Consider the following 18911-nt stretch of genomic DNA (forward strand, 5'->3'; position numbering starts at 1 on the left):
GGATCGGCGGAGAACTGCAGGAGGGGCCTGCGGAATCCTTCACGGGCGCTTCATAGGCCCGGCCGGTCTGCCGACAAGGAGAAGTACATGGCCAAAATTATCGGCATCGACCTCGGCACCACCAATTCCTGCGTCGCGGTGATGGAAGGGGCTTCCCCGAAAGTCATTGAGAACGCGGAAGGCGCGCGCACCACGCCCTCCATCGTCGCCTTCACGGAAGACGGCGAGCGGCTGGTCGGCCAGCCCGCCAAGCGCCAGGGCGTCACCAATCCCGAGCGGACCTTCTTCGCAGTGAAGCGCCTGATCGGCCGCCGCTACGACGACCCGACGGTCGAGAAGGACAAGAAGCTCGTTCCCTACGGCATCGTGCGCGGCGACAATGGCGACGCGTGGCTGGAGTCGGACGGCAAGAAGTATTCTCCCTCGCAGATTTCCGCGTTCATCCTTCAGAAGATGAAGGAGACCGCCGAGGCGTTCCTGGGCGAGAAGGTCGAGAAGGCGGTCATCACCGTTCCTGCCTATTTCAATGACGCCCAGCGTCAGGCGACCAAGGACGCCGGCAAGATCGCCGGTCTCGAAGTTCTGCGCATCATCAACGAGCCTACCGCTGCGGCGCTCGCCTACGGTCTCGACAAGAAGTCGGCCGGCACCATCGCGGTCTATGACCTCGGCGGCGGCACGTTCGACGTGTCGGTGCTGGAGATCGGCGATGGCGTGTTCGAGGTGAAGTCCACGAACGGCGACACGTTCCTGGGCGGCGAAGACTTCGACATGCGCCTCGTCAATTATCTCGCCGACGAGTTCAAGAAGGAGCAGGGGATCGACCTGCGCAAGGACAAGCTCGCCCTTCAGCGCCTCAAGGAGGCGGCCGAAAAGGCGAAGATCGAGCTGTCTTCCGCGACCCAGACCGAGATCAATCTGCCGTTCATCACCGCGGATGCGTCCGGTCCCAAGCACCTGACCATGAAGCTGACCCGCGCCAAGTTCGAGGCGCTTGTGGAAGACCTGATCCAGCGCACCATGGAGCCTTGCCGGCTCGCTCTGAAGGATGCCGGCCTGTCTGCCGCGCAGATCGACGAAGTGGTCCTGGTGGGCGGCATGACCCGCATGCCCAAGGTCCAGGAGATGGTGAAGCAGTTCTTCGGCAAAGAGCCCCACAAGGGCGTCAACCCGGATGAAGTGGTTGCCATCGGCGCCGCGATCCAGGCCGGCGTGCTTCAGGGCGACGTGAAGGACGTTCTGCTGCTCGACGTGACCCCGCTCTCTCTCGGCATCGAGACGCTGGGTGGCGTGTTCACCCGCCTGATCGATCGCAACACCACGATCCCGACCAAGAAGTCCCAGGTGTTCTCCACCGCGGAAGATGGTCAGAACGCGGTGACGATCCGGGTGTTCCAGGGCGAGCGCGAGATGGCCGCGGACAACAAGAGCCTCGGCCAGTTCGACCTCGTCGGCCTGCCGCCGGCGCCACGCGGCGTGCCTCAGATCGAGGTGACGTTCGACATCGACGCCAACGGCATCGTGCAGGTGTCCGCCAAGGACAAGGGCACGGGCAAGGAACAGCAGATCCGCATCCAGGCCTCTGGCGGTCTCAACGATGCCGACATCGAGAAGATGGTGAAGGACGCGGAGGCGCATGCCTCCGAGGACAAGAAGCGGCGCGCGGTGGCCGAGGCGAAGAACCACGGCGAGGCCCTGGTGCACTCCACCGAGAAGGCCCTTTCCGAGCACGGCGACAAAGTCGGCGCGGTGGAGAAGGGTGCCATTGAGGCGGCGCTGGCGGACCTCAAGTCTGCGCTTGAGACCGGGGATGCGGAAGCCATCACGGCCAAGACCCAGACCCTGGCCCAGGCATCGCTCAAGCTCGGCGAGGCCATGTATTCGGCCCAGCAGGGCGGCGGCGCTGAAGATGCAGCCCCGAAGAAGGACGACGTGGTCGACGCCGACTTCACCGAAGTCGACGACGACAAGAAGAAGTCTGCCTGAGCGGTCTGAGCTTCGTGGGAGCTTTCGGCCGGCTTGCGAGACGCAACGGCTGAAGAGACGAAAAATGTGGTCTCCGGGCTTGCTCCGGAGGCCACATCCGTTCAGGGACATCGCATTCCCTTGGAAAGCGTGCTGAAATCGACGGGTGGTCGATGGCACAGACGGGCCCGGCGACAAGGTGCTTCACGCAAGCCGACGCCGACCGGGGCGGATTTGGGTAAGCTATGGCGAAGCGCGACTATTACGAGGTTCTGGGCTGCGATCGCGGTGCCGACGAGACGGTGCTGAAGGCGTCCTATCGCAAGCTGGCGATGACCTGGCACCCCGACCGCAACCAGGGCAATGCGGAGGCCGAGGTCCGCTTCAAGGAAGTGAGCGAAGCCTATGAGGTCCTTAAGGATCCGCAGAAGCGCGCCGCCTATGATCGGTTCGGCCATGCCGCTTTCGAGAACGGCATGGGTGGGCAGGGTGGCCCCGGATTCGGCGCCGATTTCGCCTCTACCTTCGCCGATATCTTCGACGACCTGTTTGGTGGACAGGGCGGTGCCGCGCGCGGACGCGGCGGGCAAGCCGGCGGCACCGGGCGCGGGCGCGGCTCGGACCTGCGCTACAACATGGAAATCAGCCTCGAAGAGGCGTTTGCCGGCAAGAATGCCGAGATCCACATTCCAACCTCTGTGGTGTGCGAGACCTGCACCGGTACCGGCGCCAAGCCGGGCACCCAGCCCAAGGCGTGCCGCACCTGCGGCGGCGCGGGCAAGATCCGTCACGCCCAGGGCTTTTTCACCCTTGAGCGCACCTGCCCCGCCTGCCAGGGGCGCGGCAGTGTGATCGAGAGCCCCTGCACCGCCTGTTCGGGTGCGGGCCGTGTCACCCGCGAGCGCACGCTTCAGGTGCAGATCCCCGCCGGCGTCGAGGACGGCACCCGCATTCGCTTGGGCGGCGAGGGCGAGGCCGGCACGCGCGGTGGCCCGGCAGGCGATCTCTACATCTTCCTGTCGCTTGAGCCGCACCCGTTCTTCCAGCGCGAGGGGGCAGACCTGTATTGCCGCGCGCCGATCTCCATGGTCACGGCGGCGCTCGGCGGCACGGTCGAGGTGCCCACCATCAACGGCGAACAGTCCAAGGTACGCATTCCAGAGGGCACGCAGTCCGGCAAGCGCCTGCGCCTCGCGGGCAAGGGCATGCCGGTGCTGCGCTCGCGCAATTCCGGCGACATGTATGTGCAGGTGGTTGTGGAAACCCCGCAGAACCTCACCAAGCGCCAGCGCGAACTGCTCGCCGAATTTGAGGGCGAGTGCTCCTCCGAGACGCACCCTGAGTCCAACGGCTTCTTTGCCAAGATGAAGGACTTTTTCCAGGGTGCGGCCGACGACTGACCGGGTTTTGTCCCGGACAAGCGACGGCGAAGCCGGAGCGCCGATCCGGGACCCAGCGAAACACTCCGGCGAAGCCGTCACCCCGCGACTAGCACGAGGGCATCTCCGCCGCGTGGCGGCTGAGATGGGTTGAAGCGCCTTCGGCGGTCCCTTGCGCTGGGTCCCGGATCAGCGCTCGCGCTGCGCGCTCTCCTTGTCCGGGACAAGGGTTGCACTGTCGGGAACACGAAAGCGTCACGTCACCTTGGCCGCCACCATTCCGCCGAACTCGCGGGCGAGGTCTCCTCGTGCAACGCTGAGGGGGCCATGGCTTTTCGATTCGTGTCCCGCTTTCTTGGCGCTGTCCTCCTCCTTCTGGCCGCGACAGCAACCGCCTCAGCGCATCCCCACGTCTGGGTGACCATGCGCACGCAGGTGATGTTCTCCCCTGAGGGCACCTTCACCGGGCTGAAACAGGCCTGGACCTTCGATGAAGCCTTCACCGCGTTCGCCTTGCAGGGGCTGGAGCGCAACAAGGACGGCAGCTATCCCGACACGGTGCTGAAGCCGCTCGCCGAGGTGAACGTCACCTCGCTGAAGGAATACGGGTATTTCGTGAAGGCAAAGTCGGCGACCGCCAAGCTCGTCTTCACCGATCCGACGGACTATTACCTGACGTTTGAGAACGACGCGCTGACGCTGCATTTTGTTTTGCCGCTCGCCAAGCCGGTGACCGTGAAGGGGCCGCTGACGCTTGAAATCTATGATCCCACCATGTTCGTCGCCTTCTCTTTCCAGGAGCGCGATCCGGCCGATATGGTCTCGGCGCCGAAGAGCTGCGCGCTTCAGGTCATTCCCGGCGGTGGGCAGATGCAGTCGGCGCCGCTCAACGAGAGCTTCTTCTCCAATCTCTCGTCCACCAGCGGATACGCCGCGCAGTTTGCGGACAAGATCCAGGTGCGCTGTTGAAGCGGACGGCCCGCTGGTCGCTGGCGTGGCGCGCCGGCCTCTGTCTCGCATGTGCTGCCCTTGCCTTGGTCCTGACGCGGGACGGCGCCCTGGCGCAGGCGCTGGGACCGAAGGCGACGCCGTTCGGGATGGGCGGTGCGCCCGTTGAGACATCGGGAGGCATCACCGGCTATATCATCGCCCAGCAGAGCGCCTTCTATCGCGCCCTGATCCAGGCAGTGCGGGCGGCCAAGGCCGATGGCCATGCTTTCGGGCTGCTGGCCGGGCTATCCTTCGCCTATGGAGTGTTCCACGCCGCCGGTCCCGGCCACGGCAAGGCGGTGATCACCTCCTATCTGCTTGCGGACGGCGGCACGCTGCGGCGGGGCATCGCGCTCGCGTTCGCGTCTGCGCTGGTGCAGTCGCTGGCGGCGATCCTGTTCGTGGGCGTGCTCGCCATCCTGCTCGGCGCCACGGCGGTCTCGATGGCGAACGCCATGAACGTGATCGAGATCGCCGCCTATGGCGGCATCGCTGTGTTCGGGGCGTATCTGGCCTTCCTGAAGGCGCGCACGATGTTTGCCGTGGCCACCGGCCGCCCGGCGCCCGGCGGGCATTTCCATGGACCGGACTGCGGCTGCATTGACAAGCATGCCCCCGACCCGCACCTGCTCGACGGGCGCGGCGGTCTGAAGCGCGCGGCGGTGGCGGTGATTTCCGCTGGCGCGCGCCCCTGCTCGGGCGCGATCCTGATGCTCACCTTCGCCTTGTCGCAGGGGGTGATCTGGACCGGCATCGCCGCGACATTTGCGATGGGCCTCGGCACCGCCATCACCGTGTCTGCCATTGCCATCCTGGCGGTCTATGGCAAGCGGCTGGCGGTGCGGCTGGCGGCGCTGAGCAGCGGGCGGGGAACGCTGATGCTGCTGGGCGTCGAGATGATCGCGGGGTTGATGGTCTGCGGCTTCGGGCTGGCCCTGCTGACCGGCTATCTCGCCAGCGAGCGGCTTCTACCCGGTTAGCGCCGCACCATTTCTCTGCTGCGTTGCGCCAAAATGCGTCATGCCTGCTTTGGCAGCAATTTCATTCATAATCGTTTCAAACAACGAAATTGCAGGGTGCGACACTCCGTGCAAACCTGTGGTCAGCGAACGATTTAGCGCGCTGTTTCCGGGAGGCGTCCATGGGACTGAAGCCGGTCTCCCTCGACGACAAATACGATCTGGCAAAAGACGACGTCTTTGTCTCGGGGACGCAGGCGCTGGTGCGCCTCACCCTGATGCAGAAAGAGCGGGACCGACGCGCCGGGCTCTCCACCGCGGGCTACATCTCGGGCTATCGCGGCTCGCCGCTCGGTGGTCTCGACCAGCAGTTCGGCCGGGCGCAGAAGCTGTTGCAAGCCAATGACATCCTGTTTCAGAGCGGCTTGAACGAAGACCTTGCCGCCACCGCCGTCTGGGGCTCGCAGCAGGCGGAGCTGCGCGGCGAAGGGCGCTATGACGGCGTGTTCGGCCTCTGGTATGGCAAGGGGCCGGGCGTCGACCGCTCCGGCGACGTGTTCCGCCACGCCAACAATGCCGGCACTTCGGCGCACGGCGGCGTGCTCGCGCTTATGGGCGACGACCACACCTGCGAAAGCTCCACCACCGCCCACCAGAGCGAATTCCATTTCGTCGACGTGATGATCCCGGTGCTGAACCCGGCGGGGGCGCAGGAGATCATCGACTATGGCCTCTATGGCTGGGCGCTCTCGCGCTTCTCGGGCGCCTGGGTCGGTCTCAAGGCGGTGAAGGACACGATCGAATCCACCTGCATCGTTGATGGGCGGGTGGACCGGGTGCGGATTTCCCCGGTCGAGGGCTTCGCCATGCCGCCCGGCGGGCTCAACATCCGGCTCGGCGACACACCGCTGGCGCAGGAGGAGCGGCTTCAGGAATTCAAGCGCGACGCCATCATCGCCTTTCTGCGGGCCAACAACCTCAACCGCTTCATCACCTCCGGCGGCACCCGGCCGCGCATCGGCATCGCCACCGTCGGCAAGAGCTATCTCGATGTCCGCCTCGCGCTGGACGAATTGGGCATCGACGAGGTGCGGGCGAACGATCTGGGCATCCGCCTCTGGAAGGTGGCCTGTCCCTGGCCCCTGGAAACGCGCGGGCTTTACGACTTCGCGCGCGGTCTCGACCTCATCATGGTGGTGGAGGAGAAGCGTTCTCTCATCGAAGTTCAGGTCCGCGAAGAGCTTTACGGCTCCGCCAACCAGCCGGTGTGCATCGGCAAGAAGGACGAGCAGGGCCGCTGGCTGTTCCCGGTGAAGGGCGCACTCGACCCCAACGACATCGCCATCGCGCTCGGCAAGCGCCTGCTGGCCTATGGCGACATCCCCGATATCGCCGCCCGCGTCGCCGAACTGGAAGAAGCCCAGCGGGTGCTCGCGCTCACCGGCGATGTCGCGACCCGCATCCCCTATTTTTGCTCCGGCTGCCCGCACAACACCTCCACCAAGGTGCCGGAGGGCATGCGCGCCTATGCCGGCATCGGCTGCCATTACATGGTGCAGTGGATGGACCGGGAGACCACCGGCTTCACCCAGATGGGCGGGGAGGGCGCCAACTGGATCGGCGAGGCGCCCTTCTCCAAGCGCCCGCATGTGTTCCAGAATCTCGGCGACGGCACCTACAACCATTCGGGCTATCTGGCGCTCAGAGCCTCGGTGGCGGCGAAGGTGAACGTCACCTACAAAATTCTGTTCAATGACGCCGTCGCCATGACCGGCGGGCAGAGCCACGAGGGCAACCTCACCGTTCCCGTGATCGCCCGGCAGGTGGCGGCCGAAGGGGTGGAGCGGGTGGTGGTCGTCACCGACGAGCCGGAGAAATATCCCGCCGGCACCCAATGGCCCGCCGGCCTCACCATCCACCACCGCGACCAGCTCGACACGGTGCAGCGGGAGCTTGCCGCTATCCCGGGCGCGACGGTGCTGATCTACGACCAGACCTGCGCCTCCGAAAAGCGGCGCCGCCGCAAGCGCGGGCAGTTTCCCGACCCGGACAAGCGGGTGATCATCAACGAACGGGTGTGCGAAGGCTGCGGTGATTGCGGCGTGGCGTCCAATTGCGTCTCCGTGCAGCCGCTCGACACCGAATGGGGCCGCAAGCGCGAGATCGACCAATCCTCCTGCAATAAGGATTTTTCCTGCGTCAACGGCTTCTGCCCGTCGTTCGTGACGGTGCATGGGGCGAAGCCAAAGAAGGGCGCGGGGGTTGCCGCCGGCGCTAAGGCGTGGCCGGATCTGCCCGAGCCCGCGCACCCGGAAATCCATGGAAGCTACGGCATCATCGCCACCGGGGTCGGCGGCACCGGCGTCGTCACCATCGGCGCCATCCTCGGCATGGCCGCGCATCTTGAGGGCAAGGCGTGCGGGATGATCGACATGGCCGGGCTCGCCCAGAAGGGCGGCGCGGTCTACAGCCACATCCGCCTTGCCAATACGCCGGATGACATCACCGCCATCCGCATTCCCGCGCGGGGCGCCGATCTCATTCTGGGCGGCGATCTGGTGGTAGCGGGCACCAAGAAGGTGCTGGCGGCCGTGAAGCCGGGGCAGAGCATCGTCGTTGTGAACACCCACGAGGTGATGCCCGGCGATTTCACCCGCAACGCCGATTATTCGCTCCCCACCGAGCGCCTCAAGCGCACCATCGCGGCGGCGGCGGGGCCTGAGAACACCCACCTCATCGAGGCGACGCGCCTCGCCACCGCGCTGTTCGGCAGTTCGCTGGCGCAGAACATCTTCATGGTGGGCTATGCCTACCAGTTCGGCGCGCTGCCGCTGTCCGAGGACGCGATCCTCAAGGCGATTTCGCTGAATGGCGAAGCGGTGGCCATGAACCAAGCGGCGTTCCAATGGGGCCGGCGCGCGGCGCACGATCCGGCTGCTGTGGACGCCATGATCGGCCCGTCTAAGGTGGCCACAGATGCGCGGGTGCTGTCCGGCTCGCTGGACGAGGTGATCGCCCGCCGTGTCGCCTCACTCACCGCCTATCAGAGCGCCCGCTATGCCCGCCGCTACAAGGCGCTGGTGGACCGGGTGCGGGCACAGGAGGAAAAGCTTGCGCCAGGGCGGGCGGGGCTGGCCGAGGCCGTAGCGAAGAACCTTTACAAGCTCATGGCCTACAAGGACGAATACGAGGTCGCCCGGCTCTATTCCGACGGCGAATTCCAGAAGCAGGTCGCGGCAGCGTTCGAGGGAGACCTCTCCTACGAATTCCACCTCGCTCCGCCGTTGCTGGCGCGCAAGGACAAGGTAACGGGCGAGCCGCTCAAGACGCGGTTCGGGCCGCGCATGATGAAGGTCTTCGCGCTACTCGCCCGCTTCAAGGGCCTGCGCGGCACGCCGCTCGACCCGTTTGGCTGGAGCGCCGAGCGCCGCACCGAGCGCGCGCTGATCAAGCAGTATGGCGTGGTGGTGGAGGAGATATCGGCGGCGCTCACTCCTGAGAATCACGCCTATGCGGTGGCGCTCGCCTCAGTGCCGGAGAAGATCCGGGGCTATGGCCATGTGAAGGCCCGTCACTTGGCAGCGGCGAAAGCCGAGGAAGCGGACCTTCTCGCCCGTTTCCGTGCACCGCCCGAACGGCCGGCTCAGGCGGCGGAGTAGGTTCCCCTTTCTGGTCGTCATGCCCGGGCTTGTCCCGGGCATCCACGCTTCTCCCTTATGCGCGATCCCAGCGGAGCCGTTTGGATGGCCGGGACGAGCCCGGCCACGACGGTTCCAAAGTAATTATTGCAACTCAACAGAGCTTCCTCACACAAAAAACCGGCGCCCGGTGAGGGGCGGCGGCTTGGTTGGTCAAGGCGTTGCGGCTCAGGACTGCGAGGAAGGCTCGCCCTGAGGCTGACCGCCGTTGCGACGGCGTTCGGCCATGAACTGGTCGAACTCGGCCTTGTCCTTGGCCATCCGCAGGCGGTGCAGGAAGTCCTTGAACTCGCGCTGCTCGTCCTCGAGACGCCGGATGGTCTCCGAGCGGTACTCGTCGAACGCGCGATTGCCACTGCCCGAGGGTCCCCAGTTGCCGGGGCGACCCATGCGCTCGCCCATGCGGTCCATCTTGTCCTGCCAGCGCGCCATGCGGCTTCCACAGCCGACGCGCCCGCTGCCGATGGTGAAGGCCGTGAGGGCAAGTCCCAGCGGCCACCAGAAAACGAAGCCGAGAACCGCCAGGGCGATCCAGGCTCCGGACCCGAGATCGTCGAGTTTCGCTACGATAGGCACTGCCATGTCCTCACGGTGAATGTTAATAACATTTACATAGATAGGATTGGCATGACCCCCTGTCAAGGAACGCAAGTCACCGGCGATATCGTTTTTTAAGGGCCCGGCGTCAGGTGCCGGCGGACGGTGCGCCGAGGCCCTGGAGATAGATCAGCACGCCGGCTTCCAGCAGGTCTTGGGGCGTCATGGGCAGGGAGCGGCGGGCACCATCGCCGCGCGCGAACAGGGCCGCGATGCCATGGGCGAGGGACCAGATGTGCAAGGCCATCATCAGCGCTGGCGGGCGCGTCGCAGCCGGAAAGGTTGCGGCGATGGCCTCGGTGGCAGTGCGCAGCACGCCGAATGCCCGGTCGCCCGCGGCACGCATCTCCGCGCTCGAATCCAGCGGAATGCTGGCCTCGAACATTGCGGAATAATAGGCGGACTGGGTGCTGGCGAAGGCGAGATAGGCCTTGCCCAGCCGGTCGAGCGCGGAGACCGGGTCGGGCTTGCCGTGGTCCCAGGCGCCGGCCAGGGCCCGCTCGAACGCCTCGAAGCCGCGCCGGGCGACGTCCGCCATCAGTTCTTCACGGTCGCGGAAATGCCGGTAGGGGGCCGCCGGGCTCACGCCTGCGACCCGGGCCGCCTCGGCAAAGGTGAAACCGCCCGGGCCCTTCTGCGCGATCAGTTCGAGCGCCGCGCGCACCAGGGCTTCCTTGAGGTTGCCGTGGTGGTAGCCGCGCGCGTTGTCGCTGCCGGGCTTTGACCAGCTCATGAAAAGGTCCGGATCATGAAATGGTCGAGGTCATGTTAGCGTTGTTTACATGACGCCCGCCGCCCCGTCGATAGCGGAGCGGCTTTGCGTTGCTGTCTATCCCAGCTCGAAGCTGGTGATGCCGTAGATCCGGTCCAGCGGCAGGGCCGGTGCATCGCCGCGATACATGCGAGCGGTCTCAAACACCGGCGTGAGGCCCGCCTCCTCGGCCAGGGCGCACGCCGCGGTATTGGGTTCGGGCACGTCGATGAATAGCGGCTCGTCGGGGGCCAGGGTGTATGCGGCGCTGGAAAGCGCGGCATAGAGCGCCCGCGCGGTGTCGTCCTCCGCCGCGAACAGGGGGCCGATCTTGTGGCCCTCGCGGCAGCGGCGCACCACGCCATAGCCGGAAATCTCGCCTTCGGTGCGCGCGACCAGCGCTACGCCTTCGGACGGCACCAGCCATTTCTCCAGGAAATGGGGCCGATCGAACATGAAATACTGCCGGTCGAAACCGAGAAGGGCCGGCATGGACATGGCATCGACCGGCGAAATCCCACCCGCTCCGGGCAGTTCGGCGGGCTTGCCGCCATAGCGGATGTTGCGGTGGGCCAGCTCGAAGCCGGAGCGCTGGTAATTGTCCTGCTGTGCCACGACACCATCGAGGCCGATGGTACGGTCGCCCAGACGATCCATGGCGGCGCGCCACACCGACATGCCGAGGCCCTGTCCGCGCCGATCAGGCCGGCAGATGTAGAAGCCGACGAAGCCGAAGGCGTGCCCATAGGTGACGGCCGAGATGCAGGAGACCAGTTCGTCTCCCTCGAACACACCGAGAAACCCTTCGGGGTCCTGCGCCAGGAACGCGGCGGCATCGTTGAGGCCGGGGTTCCAACCTTCGTTCGCAGCCCATTGGACCGCGATCTCGATTTCCGCCGGTGTCAGCGCGCGCACGTCGTCCATAACGAGAATATCACTCATGCACCCAAGCCTAGCTGTTCCAGGAACCCCGCAAGATCATCAGTAATGTGGTCGACATATGACGCCTCGCGGCCCTCGAACTCCCAGCTCTCGCTGGCATCGACGCGCTCGTCGGGCGGGATGACCAGCACGGTTGCCATCCCAAGTCGGTGCGGCACCTCAAGATTTCGGGCGAGATCCTCGAACATGGCGGCGCGTGTCGGCTCGACGCCATGGGCACGCAGGAACCGCTGATAGGCTTCTTCCGTCGGCTTGGGATGGAACTCGGCGGCGACGATGTCGTGCACGGCGGCGAAATGCCCGCCGAGCCCGAGCTTGCCCAGCACGTTCTTGGCGTGCTGCTCCGAGCCGTTGGTATAGACCAGCTTGGTGCCGGGAAGCTGCTCGATGGCCGCCGCAAGGCGCGGCGAGGGCTCAAGGTTCGTCAGGTCTACATCGTGCACATGCGCCAGGAAGGGCGTGGGATCGAGCCCGTGCTCGATCATCAGCCCACGCAGCGATGTCCCGTAGCGCCGGTAATAATCCTTCTGCACCACGAAGGCTTCCTCGGGCGTCACGCCGAGGAAGTTCGCCACATAGTCGCGCATGCGCGCATCGAGCTGACCCCACAGGTCGTGTTGTGCGGGGTACAGCGTGTTGTCGAGATCGAAGACCCAGGTCTCCACATCCTCGAAGCCGCGCGAGGCGGCGGGCTCGTTGATGTGGGTCATCGGGTGATGAGGGTTCCCGCGCCAAGGTCGGTGAGCAACTCCAGCAGCACCGCATGCGGTACCTTGCCGTCGAGGATCACCACGCCTTCCACGCCCTGCTCCAGGGCGTAGATGCAGGTTTCGACCTTTGGAATCATGCCGCCCGAGACGGTGCCGTCGGCGATCAGCCGCCGCGCCTCGGCAATGGTGAGCTGGGGGATGAGCTGCTTGTTCTTGTCCAGCACGCCCGGCACATCGGTGAGCATCAGGAGGCGCTTGGCACCGAGCGCGCCGGCGATGGCGCCGGCGAAGGTGTCCGCGTTCACGTTGTAGGTGCCGCCGTCCTCCGCTGCCGCCACGGGGGCGAGCACCGGGATCAGGTCACGCCCCAGAATCTGCTTGAGCACCATAGTATCGACCTTGTCGGGCTCGCCGACGAAGCCGAGGTCCACCGCCTGCTCGATATTGCTGTCGGGATCGACGATGGTGCGTGTCGCCTTCTTGGCGATCACCATGTTGCCGTCCTTGCCGCACAGGCCGATGGCCTTGCCGCCGGCCGCGTTGATGAAGCCGACGATCTGCTTGTTGATCGAGCCGGCCAGCACCATCTCGACGATCTCGACCGTCGCCTTGTCGGTGATCCGCAGCCCGGCCGCGAATTCCGACTTGATGCCGAGCTTCGCCAGCATGGCACCGATCTGCGGCCCGCCGCCGTGCACCACCACCGGGTTCACGCCCGACTGTTCCAGCAGCACGATGTCCTGCGCGAAGTTCCGGGCCACCGCTTCGTCGCCCATGGCGTGGCCGCCGTACTTCACGACCACGATGGCATCATCGTAACGCTGCATGTGCGGCAGGGCCTTCGCGAGGACCTCCGCCTGAAGCTGGCCTTGCACGTCGACGTAGGGGGTCTGAACGCTCATGGCTGGGATCTTTCGTTTCCGGCGGGCGGCGCCCTCATAGACCATCACCGCGAAAAGTTGAATGCCTGTTCCTTGGACCAATGCTAAGGCAATCCCGCAACGAACACATTTGGCCCCGAAGAGGGAGGGCTGGCGGCTTGCCGCGGCCCCCTCCTGGACGCGTATTGATGATATTGGACCCCCATCCCGGCCGCCGTCCCGCCGACCTCAGCCGTGGCCTCATTGCACTTCTTTTCTTGCTCTGCCTCGCGGTCGTTGCGGTGCCGATCCTCACGCACCCGATCCCGCCGCTGTCGGACTACGTGAACCACCTTTCGCGCATGCGGATCATCTCCGCTTTGCCGCAGGACCCGGATCTTAAGCGGTTCTATTCGCTGGAATGGGCGGTGATTCCCAATCTGATGATGGACCTGCTGGTGCCCGTCATCGACCGCTTCACGGACATCTATTTCGCCGGGGAAATCTATACGCTGATGTGCTTTGCGCTCATCGCCTTCGGCACGCTGGCGCTGAATCGGGCGCTGTTCGGCACATGGTCCGCCACATCGCTGCTGGCTTTCCCATTGCTGTACAACGGCATCTTCCTGATCGGGGTGATGAATTACATTTTCGGCATCGGCCTCGCCCTGGTGGCGCTGGCCGGCTGGGTGTCATTGCGCGAGCGGAAGGTGCGCTATCTGGTCTCCGCCGGCTTCATCATCGCCCTGTTCTTCTGCCATCTCGTGGCGCTGGGTGTGTACGGCATCGGCATTCTCTCATTCGAGATCGCCCGACTCATTGAGACGCGGGGCAAGCCGCTGAAGGTCCGGATCTTCGAATTCTGCGCCGGCGGCTTTCCGTTCGTCATCGCCCTGCCGCTGCTCGCCATGAGCCCCACGATGGGGCTTTCGGGACAGAATTATTGGCTGCCCCAGGGCAAGGGCGAGGGCATCGAGTTCGTCATCAATGTTTATTACGACTATGTCGCCTTCGCCCTGACAGGTGTCGTTGTGCTCGCGGGCCTTTGGGCGCTGCGTCATAGCCTGGTGCGCACCTCCTCGTTCCTGGTGCCGCTCCTGGTGGTGGGCGGGGTAATCTATCTCGCCATGCCCCGCACTGCGTTCGCGACCTATATGGCGGACCAGCGCCTGCCCATCGCCCTCGCCTTTATGGTGCTTGCCTCGATCCGTGTGGACCTGCGCCACCGCATGGTGCGGCGGGGCTTCACGGTGGTCCTGCTGATCCTGCTGGCGATTCGGGTCGGGGAGGTCCAGCTGGTGTGGGACCGGCTGACGCGCTGGACCGCCTCGTTTCAGCAATCGGTCAGCAAGATCCAGCGCGGGTCGCGGGTTCTGGTGGTCTATGCCGATCCGCGTGGGGGATCGGACCCCACGGATCTTGGGCTTGTCCACGCCGCTTGCCTTGCCATCATCGAGAAGTCGGCGCTTGTGACCACCGCCTTCAACGTGGCGGGCAAGCAGATCCTTCGGGTGAACCCGCCCTACCGGGATTTCGTGGATACCGAGGACGGCAATCCGCCCACCCTTGAGCAATTCCTGCTCAGCGCCGACGACAAGACACCCGATGGCCCGCGCTATTGGGACTTCTGGCCGGAGCATTTTGACTATGTCTATTTGCTGTTCACCGAGCGCGGCGAGCTTGACCCGGACCCTGACCGTCTGACGCTGGTGCAGGAAGGCGCCCGGTTCCAGCTCTATAAGGTGAAGAAACCGACATCCTGATACGTCACGCCGGCGTCATGATGGCGTGACACAGCGGGCGCGACTCCGCAGCGAGGACTGAACAGCGTGCCTGAAATCGTCCTGACCAATGCCCTGCTGCTGCGCGAAGACCGTGTGGAGGAGGGAACCCTCGTCATCCGCGACGGCGGAATCGCGTCGGTCGAGCCGGGTCGCTCCCATCTGCCCGGTGCGCAGGATTGTGACGGCGATTTCGTTGGCCCCGGCTTGATCGACCTTCACACCGATGCGCTGGAGAGCCATTTCGTGCCCCGGCCGAAGGTGATCTGGCCGGACCGAAGGGCGGCGGCGCTGGCCCATGACGCACAGACGGTGGCTTCCGGGGTGACGACGGTGTTCGACGCCATCTGCGCCGGCGGGTTCGACCAGGCCAAGGCGGTTCGCCGGGAATTGTTCGGGATCATGCTTGAGGCAGTGGAGGCCGGCGCTCCGCTGTTTCGGGCCGACCACCGCATCCATCTGCGCTGCGAGCTGACCGATCCCGGCGTGGTGGAACTGGTGGAGCCGGAGCTTTCCCGCCCCGGCGTTGGCCTCGCCTCGCTTATGGATCACACGCCGGGTACACGGCAGTGGCGCAATCTCGACCATTTGCGCACCTTCCTGCTCGGCATCGGCAAGACCGTCGATGAGATGGAGGTCGAACTGAGCGAGCGCACCGAACGGGGCAGGGCGGCTGTGGCGGGCAATTTCGATCGCCTCGCGGCGCTGCTGCGCAGCACCGAGATCATCCTGGCGAGTCACGATGACACCACGGCTGCCCATGTGTCCGACGCTTGGGCGGCGGGGTGCACGATTTCCGAGTTTCCCACCACTGTGGAGGCCGCCCGCGCCGCCCATGCCTCGGGCCTCACCACCATCGGCGGTGCGCCGAATGTGGTGCGCGGCGGCTCGCATTCCGGTGGTGTCGCCATGAAGGAACTGGCGGCCGCCGGCCTGCTGGATGCGCTGGCGTCGGATTACGTGCCCGCGAGCCTTCTCCAGGCGGTGGCGAGCCTCAATCGCGGCGGCATTCCCCTGCCGCAGGCGATGGCGCTGGTGACCAGCGCACCCGCCCGCATGGCCGGCCTGCATGACCGGGGACGGCTCGCGCCGGGACTGCGCGCAGATATTGTCCGGTTCCGCCTGTTCGAGGGCACGCCGGTGGTGCGTGAAGTCCTGGTGCGCGGCGCACGGGTTTTCTAAGCTGGGCTGACCGCAAACAAGGGAGTGTCGGCATGTCCGTGCGTTATGCGGTCTATCTTGCCCCGCCGGCCGACAGCGCAGTGTGGACCTTCGGTTCCGGCATTATCGGCTATGACGCGGAAACCGGATCGGATGTTTCCACCCCCGACCTCCCCGGCTTCGACGCCGAGACGTGGCACGCGCTCACCGCCGCGCCGCGCCGCTATGGGTTCCACGGCACCCTGAAGGCGCCGTTCCGCCTTGCGCGGGACTGTACGCAGGAGAGCCTGCTGGACGCCCTTGAACGTTTCGCCGACGAGCACCATTGCTTCGAACTGGCGTCCCTGGAGGTGCGGGAGATCGGCCCGTTCATCGCGCTGGTGCCCGCTGCCCCCTCTCCCGCCCTGCTGGATCTCGCCAGTTGCGCCGTCACCGAACTGGAGCCGTTTCGCGCGCCGTTGAGCACGGCGGAGATGGAGCGGCGCCGGCCGGAGGCGCTTTCTGCGCGCCAGCGGGAATTGCTGGAGAGCTACGGCTACCCCTATGTGCTGGATGAATTCCGGTTCCACATGACCCTCACCGGGCCGCTGGACGCGGATGTGCTCTCCCACGCCTGCAATGCGCTCGCCGACGCCTTCAACGCATCGGGCGGGCATCTGCCGTTCACCGTCGCCGACGTCGCGCTTTATCGCCAGGACGCGCCGGGCGAGCGGTTCCGCATCCTCGCCCGCGTACCCCTGCGGGCGGTCTGACGCCTACCGAAGGCTGTCCGGCTTGTCTCCGGTCGCCTGTTCCCGTGTCCCCAGCGCGTCCGCGAGGCGCATCTTCGCTGAACCGGGGCGCAGCGGCTTCTGCTGGCTCTCGTGCGGCGTCCAGCCGGACAACCAGACGATTTCAAACGTCGCCCGCACGCGTCCGTCCGCATCTGAATACCGCTCGGAGTAAATCGCGGCGGCCCGCGCCAGTGTTTCCCGGCGCAGCGGCAGGCGGCGGCGTTCCACCAGTGCGTTTGTCGCGCCCATGGCACGCAGGTCGGCAAACAACGCAAAGGGATTGGAATAGCGCACGGTGATCCGGTCGACGTCGGTTACCGGCAGCGCGAACCCGGCGCGCTGGAGCAGGCCGCCGAGGTCGCGCACGTCCGCGAACGGGGCGATGCGGGGCGAAACGCCTCCGGTGGTCTCGCTCTCCGCCACCGCGAACACATCGCGCAGTTCGGTCAGGCTCGCCCCGCCGATCATCGCCGCGAGGAACAGCCCGTCGGGCTTCAGGGCGCGGCGGATCTGGGCGAACGTCCCCGGCAGATCGTTGACATTCTGAAGGGAGAGGGCAGACACGACGAGATCGAGCGTGACATCGGCGAAAGGCAGGGCTTCCTCGTCCGCCACCACGGCGGGGATGTCGGGAGAGCGCCGAGACGGCAGCGGCGTGGCCCGAATCAGATGTCCGATCATGGGTGAGCCGCGCAGCGCCTGGAACACCGCATCGGTGGGCGTGCCGAGGTCCAGCGCGTTGTGGAAGGTCCGCTTTACGGCGCCGACCCGCTCGGCCATGTCGTCCGCTACCCGGTCTGCCAGGAATTCCGCCGGCCCCAGCACCGCGGCACGGGCGAGGCGGCGGCGCAGCAATGCGCGGTCGAAGACGAGAGGGGCGCTCATGTCAGGGATATAAGCTTTCGCGCGCCCACTTGCACGAGGCTTGCCGGAGCCGGTTGGCGTCACAGGCATGTGTTGCGCGCGGGCGTCCCGGCACAATAAGTACATGATCCTGAGTTTGTCTCCCTCCCATCCAAGGAGGATATCGTTGCGTCACCCTCTCATTCGCCGCCGGCTAAACGCCCCCCTCATTGCCGCCCTTGCCCTCGTGTGGCCCGGCGCGCTGTTCGCCAGCGCGGTCAGCGTGCGCGGAATGGACCTGCTCGTGGACGGGGTGCCGTTCATCGCCAACGGCGCGGCGGGCATGGACCGCCTCGCCGACCTCAGGGCGACCGGCGCGACCGTGCTGCGCACCTATGGCGAGGAGCCCGGAGAAATCCTGGATGCGGCGCAGAGAGCCGGGCTCAAGGTGATCGTCGGCTTCTGGCTGGAGCATCCGCGCCGGGGTTTCGACTATTCCAACCGCCTGGTGGTGGAGGGCCAGCTTGCCCAACTCAGGGTCATGGTCGAGCGGTATCACAGCCACCCTGCGCTGCTGGCTTGGGGCCTCGGCAACGAGGTGGAGACCGAGTTGAGTCCCGATCAGGCTCTGTCGGTGTGGCCGGCGATCGAGGAGGCCGCGAAGCTGGTGAAGTCGCTCGACCCCGCCCATCCGGTGATGGCGGTTCTGGCTGATACCGGCGAGGACAAGGTGGCGTCCCTCATGCGGCTCGCGCCGTCGGTCGATCTCCTCGGCCTCAACGCCTACGGCGACAGCCTGCTCACCCTGATCTCACGGGCGCGCCTCCAGGGCTGGAAAGGCCCGATCATCGTCACAGAGCTGGGGGCCCTCGGGCAATGGCAGGCAGGCAAGGCGCCGTGGCGCGCGCCGATCGAACTGACCAGCACCGAGAAGGCCGACAAGCTGCGCCGCTATCTCGCGGTTCTGGCCCAGGCGAAGGTGGGCGCCATGCCGTTCTATTGGGGCCAGAAGCAAGAGGTCACGCCGACCTGGCACAGCCTGTTCCTGCCGACCGGGGAGTGGACCGAGCCGGTGGAGGTGATGGCGGAGGCGTGGGGCGGCAAGACGCCGGGCGGCGCGGGCAACCATGCGCCGCGCATTCTCAGCCTGCGCTTCAATGGTTCCGCCAGTTTTGACCGGGGAACCGGCGCCGAGGCGGTGCTGTCCGCCACCGATCCCGACGGCGACCCGCTGAAGGTGGAATGGCAGATCATGGCCGAAACCCATGTCCGCAGCGTCGGCGGAGACGCTGAGCCGGTGCCGGCCTCGTTCGCCCTTGGGCTGCGACAGCCGACCGGTACCGGCGTCAAAATCGTCGATCTGGAGCCCGGCCGCTATCGCCTGTTCGTGACGGTGCGGGACGGGCGAGGCGCGGCCGCGACAGGAAACATCCCGTTCGAGGTGCGATAAAAAGTAAACCTATGCCCAGGCTGCCGATATCGTTCGGCCGCCTGGGCATAAA

The 18911-nt window shown here is 66.0% G+C and carries 15 protein-coding genes; 9 read left to right on the forward strand and 6 right to left on the reverse strand.

The window, feature by feature from the left end:
• Positions 1-27 precede the first annotated feature (27 nt).
• The 5 genes from dnaK (at position 28) to ADADO0_RS15800 (ending at position 8952) form a co-directional block, all read left to right on the forward strand.
• Complete coding sequence (gene dnaK, locus ADADO0_RS15780) at positions 28-1986, forward strand: molecular chaperone DnaK (protein ID WP_511306544.1); 1959 nt, start codon at positions 28-30, stop codon at positions 1984-1986.
• A gap of 224 nt (positions 1987-2210) precedes the next feature.
• Positions 2211-3365 carry a molecular chaperone DnaJ gene (dnaJ, locus tag ADADO0_RS15785; RefSeq protein ID WP_511306130.1) on the forward strand — a complete coding sequence of 385 codons (1155 nt, stop codon included), beginning with the start codon at positions 2211-2213 and terminating at the stop codon, positions 3363-3365.
• Between the two features lie 306 nt (positions 3366-3671).
• A complete protein-coding gene (locus ADADO0_RS15790; RefSeq protein ID WP_511306131.1) occupies positions 3672-4313 on the forward strand; it encodes a DUF1007 family protein in 642 nt (213 codons plus the stop codon).
• On the forward strand, positions 4310-5314 hold the full coding sequence (locus tag ADADO0_RS15795; protein ID WP_511306132.1) for a nickel/cobalt transporter: 1005 nt from the start codon (positions 4310-4312) through the stop codon (positions 5312-5314). The genes ADADO0_RS15790 and ADADO0_RS15795 overlap by 4 nt, the downstream gene beginning before the upstream one ends.
• Before the next feature lie 161 nt (positions 5315-5475).
• Positions 5476-8952 carry an indolepyruvate ferredoxin oxidoreductase family protein gene (locus tag ADADO0_RS15800; protein WP_511306133.1) on the forward strand — a complete coding sequence of 1159 codons (3477 nt, stop codon included), beginning with the start codon at positions 5476-5478 and terminating at the stop codon, positions 8950-8952.
• Between the two features lie 207 nt (positions 8953-9159).
• Here ADADO0_RS15800 and ADADO0_RS15805 read toward each other — a convergent pair whose 3' ends face one another.
• The 5 genes from ADADO0_RS15805 to argB form a co-directional block, all read right to left on the reverse strand.
• Positions 9160-9573 (reverse strand): DUF2852 domain-containing protein, encoded by a 414-nt coding sequence (locus ADADO0_RS15805; RefSeq protein WP_511306134.1) that lies wholly within the window; start codon positions 9571-9573, stop codon positions 9160-9162.
• Between the two features lie 103 nt (positions 9574-9676).
• Entirely contained in the window at positions 9677-10321 is a 645-nt protein-coding gene (locus ADADO0_RS15810) for a TetR/AcrR family transcriptional regulator (protein ID WP_511306135.1), read from the reverse strand.
• A 96-nt stretch (positions 10322-10417) separates the two neighbouring features.
• Positions 10418-11281 (reverse strand): GNAT family N-acetyltransferase, encoded by an 864-nt coding sequence (locus ADADO0_RS15815; protein WP_511306136.1) that lies wholly within the window; start codon positions 11279-11281, stop codon positions 10418-10420.
• Positions 11278-11991 (reverse strand): pyrimidine 5'-nucleotidase, encoded by a 714-nt coding sequence (locus tag ADADO0_RS15820; protein ID WP_511306137.1) that lies wholly within the window; start codon positions 11989-11991, stop codon positions 11278-11280. Before ADADO0_RS15820 ends, ADADO0_RS15815 begins: the two co-directional genes overlap by 4 nt.
• Positions 11988-12893, reverse strand: a complete 906-nt coding sequence (gene argB / locus ADADO0_RS15825) for an acetylglutamate kinase (RefSeq protein WP_511306138.1) — start codon at positions 12891-12893, stop codon at positions 11988-11990. The genes ADADO0_RS15820 and argB overlap by 4 nt, the downstream gene beginning before the upstream one ends.
• A 167-nt stretch (positions 12894-13060) precedes the next feature.
• Here argB and ADADO0_RS15830 point away from each other — a divergent pair, with 167 nt between their 5' ends.
• The 3 genes from ADADO0_RS15830 to ADADO0_RS15840 all read left to right on the forward strand — a co-directional run bounded on the left by ADADO0_RS15830 (position 13061) and on the right by ADADO0_RS15840 (position 16545).
• A complete protein-coding gene (locus ADADO0_RS15830; protein ID WP_511306139.1) occupies positions 13061-14614 on the forward strand; it encodes a glycosyltransferase family protein in 1554 nt (517 codons plus the stop codon).
• A 66-nt stretch (positions 14615-14680) separates the two neighbouring features.
• Complete coding sequence (locus tag ADADO0_RS15835) at positions 14681-15814, forward strand: alpha-D-ribose 1-methylphosphonate 5-triphosphate diphosphatase (protein WP_511306140.1); 1134 nt, start codon at positions 14681-14683, stop codon at positions 15812-15814.
• Between the two features lie 32 nt (positions 15815-15846).
• Positions 15847-16545 carry a DUF1045 domain-containing protein gene (locus ADADO0_RS15840; RefSeq protein ID WP_511306141.1) on the forward strand — a complete coding sequence of 233 codons (699 nt, stop codon included), beginning with the start codon at positions 15847-15849 and terminating at the stop codon, positions 16543-16545.
• A gap of 3 nt (positions 16546-16548) precedes the next feature.
• On the opposite strand, the gene ADADO0_RS15845 is transcribed toward ADADO0_RS15840, so the two are convergent.
• Entirely contained in the window at positions 16549-17451 is a 903-nt protein-coding gene (locus ADADO0_RS15845) for a methyltransferase domain-containing protein (RefSeq protein ID WP_511306142.1), read from the reverse strand.
• Between the two features lie 145 nt (positions 17452-17596).
• Here ADADO0_RS15845 and ADADO0_RS15850 point away from each other — a divergent pair, with 145 nt between their 5' ends.
• Positions 17597-18859 carry a glycoside hydrolase 5 family protein gene (locus tag ADADO0_RS15850; RefSeq protein ID WP_511306143.1) on the forward strand — a complete coding sequence of 421 codons (1263 nt, stop codon included), beginning with the start codon at positions 17597-17599 and terminating at the stop codon, positions 18857-18859.
• The last annotated feature ends 52 nt before the right edge of the window (positions 18860-18911 follow it).

It is taken from the genome of Aquabacter sp., assembly GCF_965279295.1.
Taxonomy (GTDB): domain Bacteria; phylum Pseudomonadota; class Alphaproteobacteria; order Rhizobiales; family Xanthobacteraceae; genus Aquabacter.

Bases quoted from the DNA above. Each gene is read 5' to 3' on its own strand.
- ADADO0_RS15800 (WP_511306133.1), top strand. From the start codon at position 5,476: ATGGGACTGAAGCCGGTCTCCCTCGACGACAAATACGATCTGGCAAAA.
- argB (WP_511306138.1), bottom strand. From the start codon at position 12,893: ATGAGCGTTCAGACCCCCTACGTCGACGTGCAAGGCCAGCTTCAGGCG.
- ADADO0_RS15845 (WP_511306142.1), bottom strand. From the start codon at position 17,451: ATGAGCGCCCCTCTCGTCTTCGACCGCGCATTGCTGCGCCGCCGCCTC.
- dnaJ (WP_511306130.1), top strand. From the start codon at position 2,211: ATGGCGAAGCGCGACTATTACGAGGTTCTGGGCTGCGATCGCGGTGCC.
- ADADO0_RS15790 (WP_511306131.1), top strand. From the start codon at position 3,672: ATGGCTTTTCGATTCGTGTCCCGCTTTCTTGGCGCTGTCCTCCTCCTT.
- ADADO0_RS15840 (WP_511306141.1), top strand. From the start codon at position 15,847: ATGTCCGTGCGTTATGCGGTCTATCTTGCCCCGCCGGCCGACAGCGCA.
- ADADO0_RS15820 (WP_511306137.1), bottom strand. From the start codon at position 11,991: ATGACCCACATCAACGAGCCCGCCGCCTCGCGCGGCTTCGAGGATGTG.
- ADADO0_RS15805 (WP_511306134.1), bottom strand. From the start codon at position 9,573: ATGGCAGTGCCTATCGTAGCGAAACTCGACGATCTCGGGTCCGGAGCC.
- ADADO0_RS15815 (WP_511306136.1), bottom strand. From the start codon at position 11,281: ATGAGTGATATTCTCGTTATGGACGACGTGCGCGCGCTGACACCGGCG.
- ADADO0_RS15830 (WP_511306139.1), top strand. From the start codon at position 13,061: ATGATATTGGACCCCCATCCCGGCCGCCGTCCCGCCGACCTCAGCCGT.
- ADADO0_RS15810 (WP_511306135.1), bottom strand. From the start codon at position 10,321: ATGAGCTGGTCAAAGCCCGGCAGCGACAACGCGCGCGGCTACCACCAC.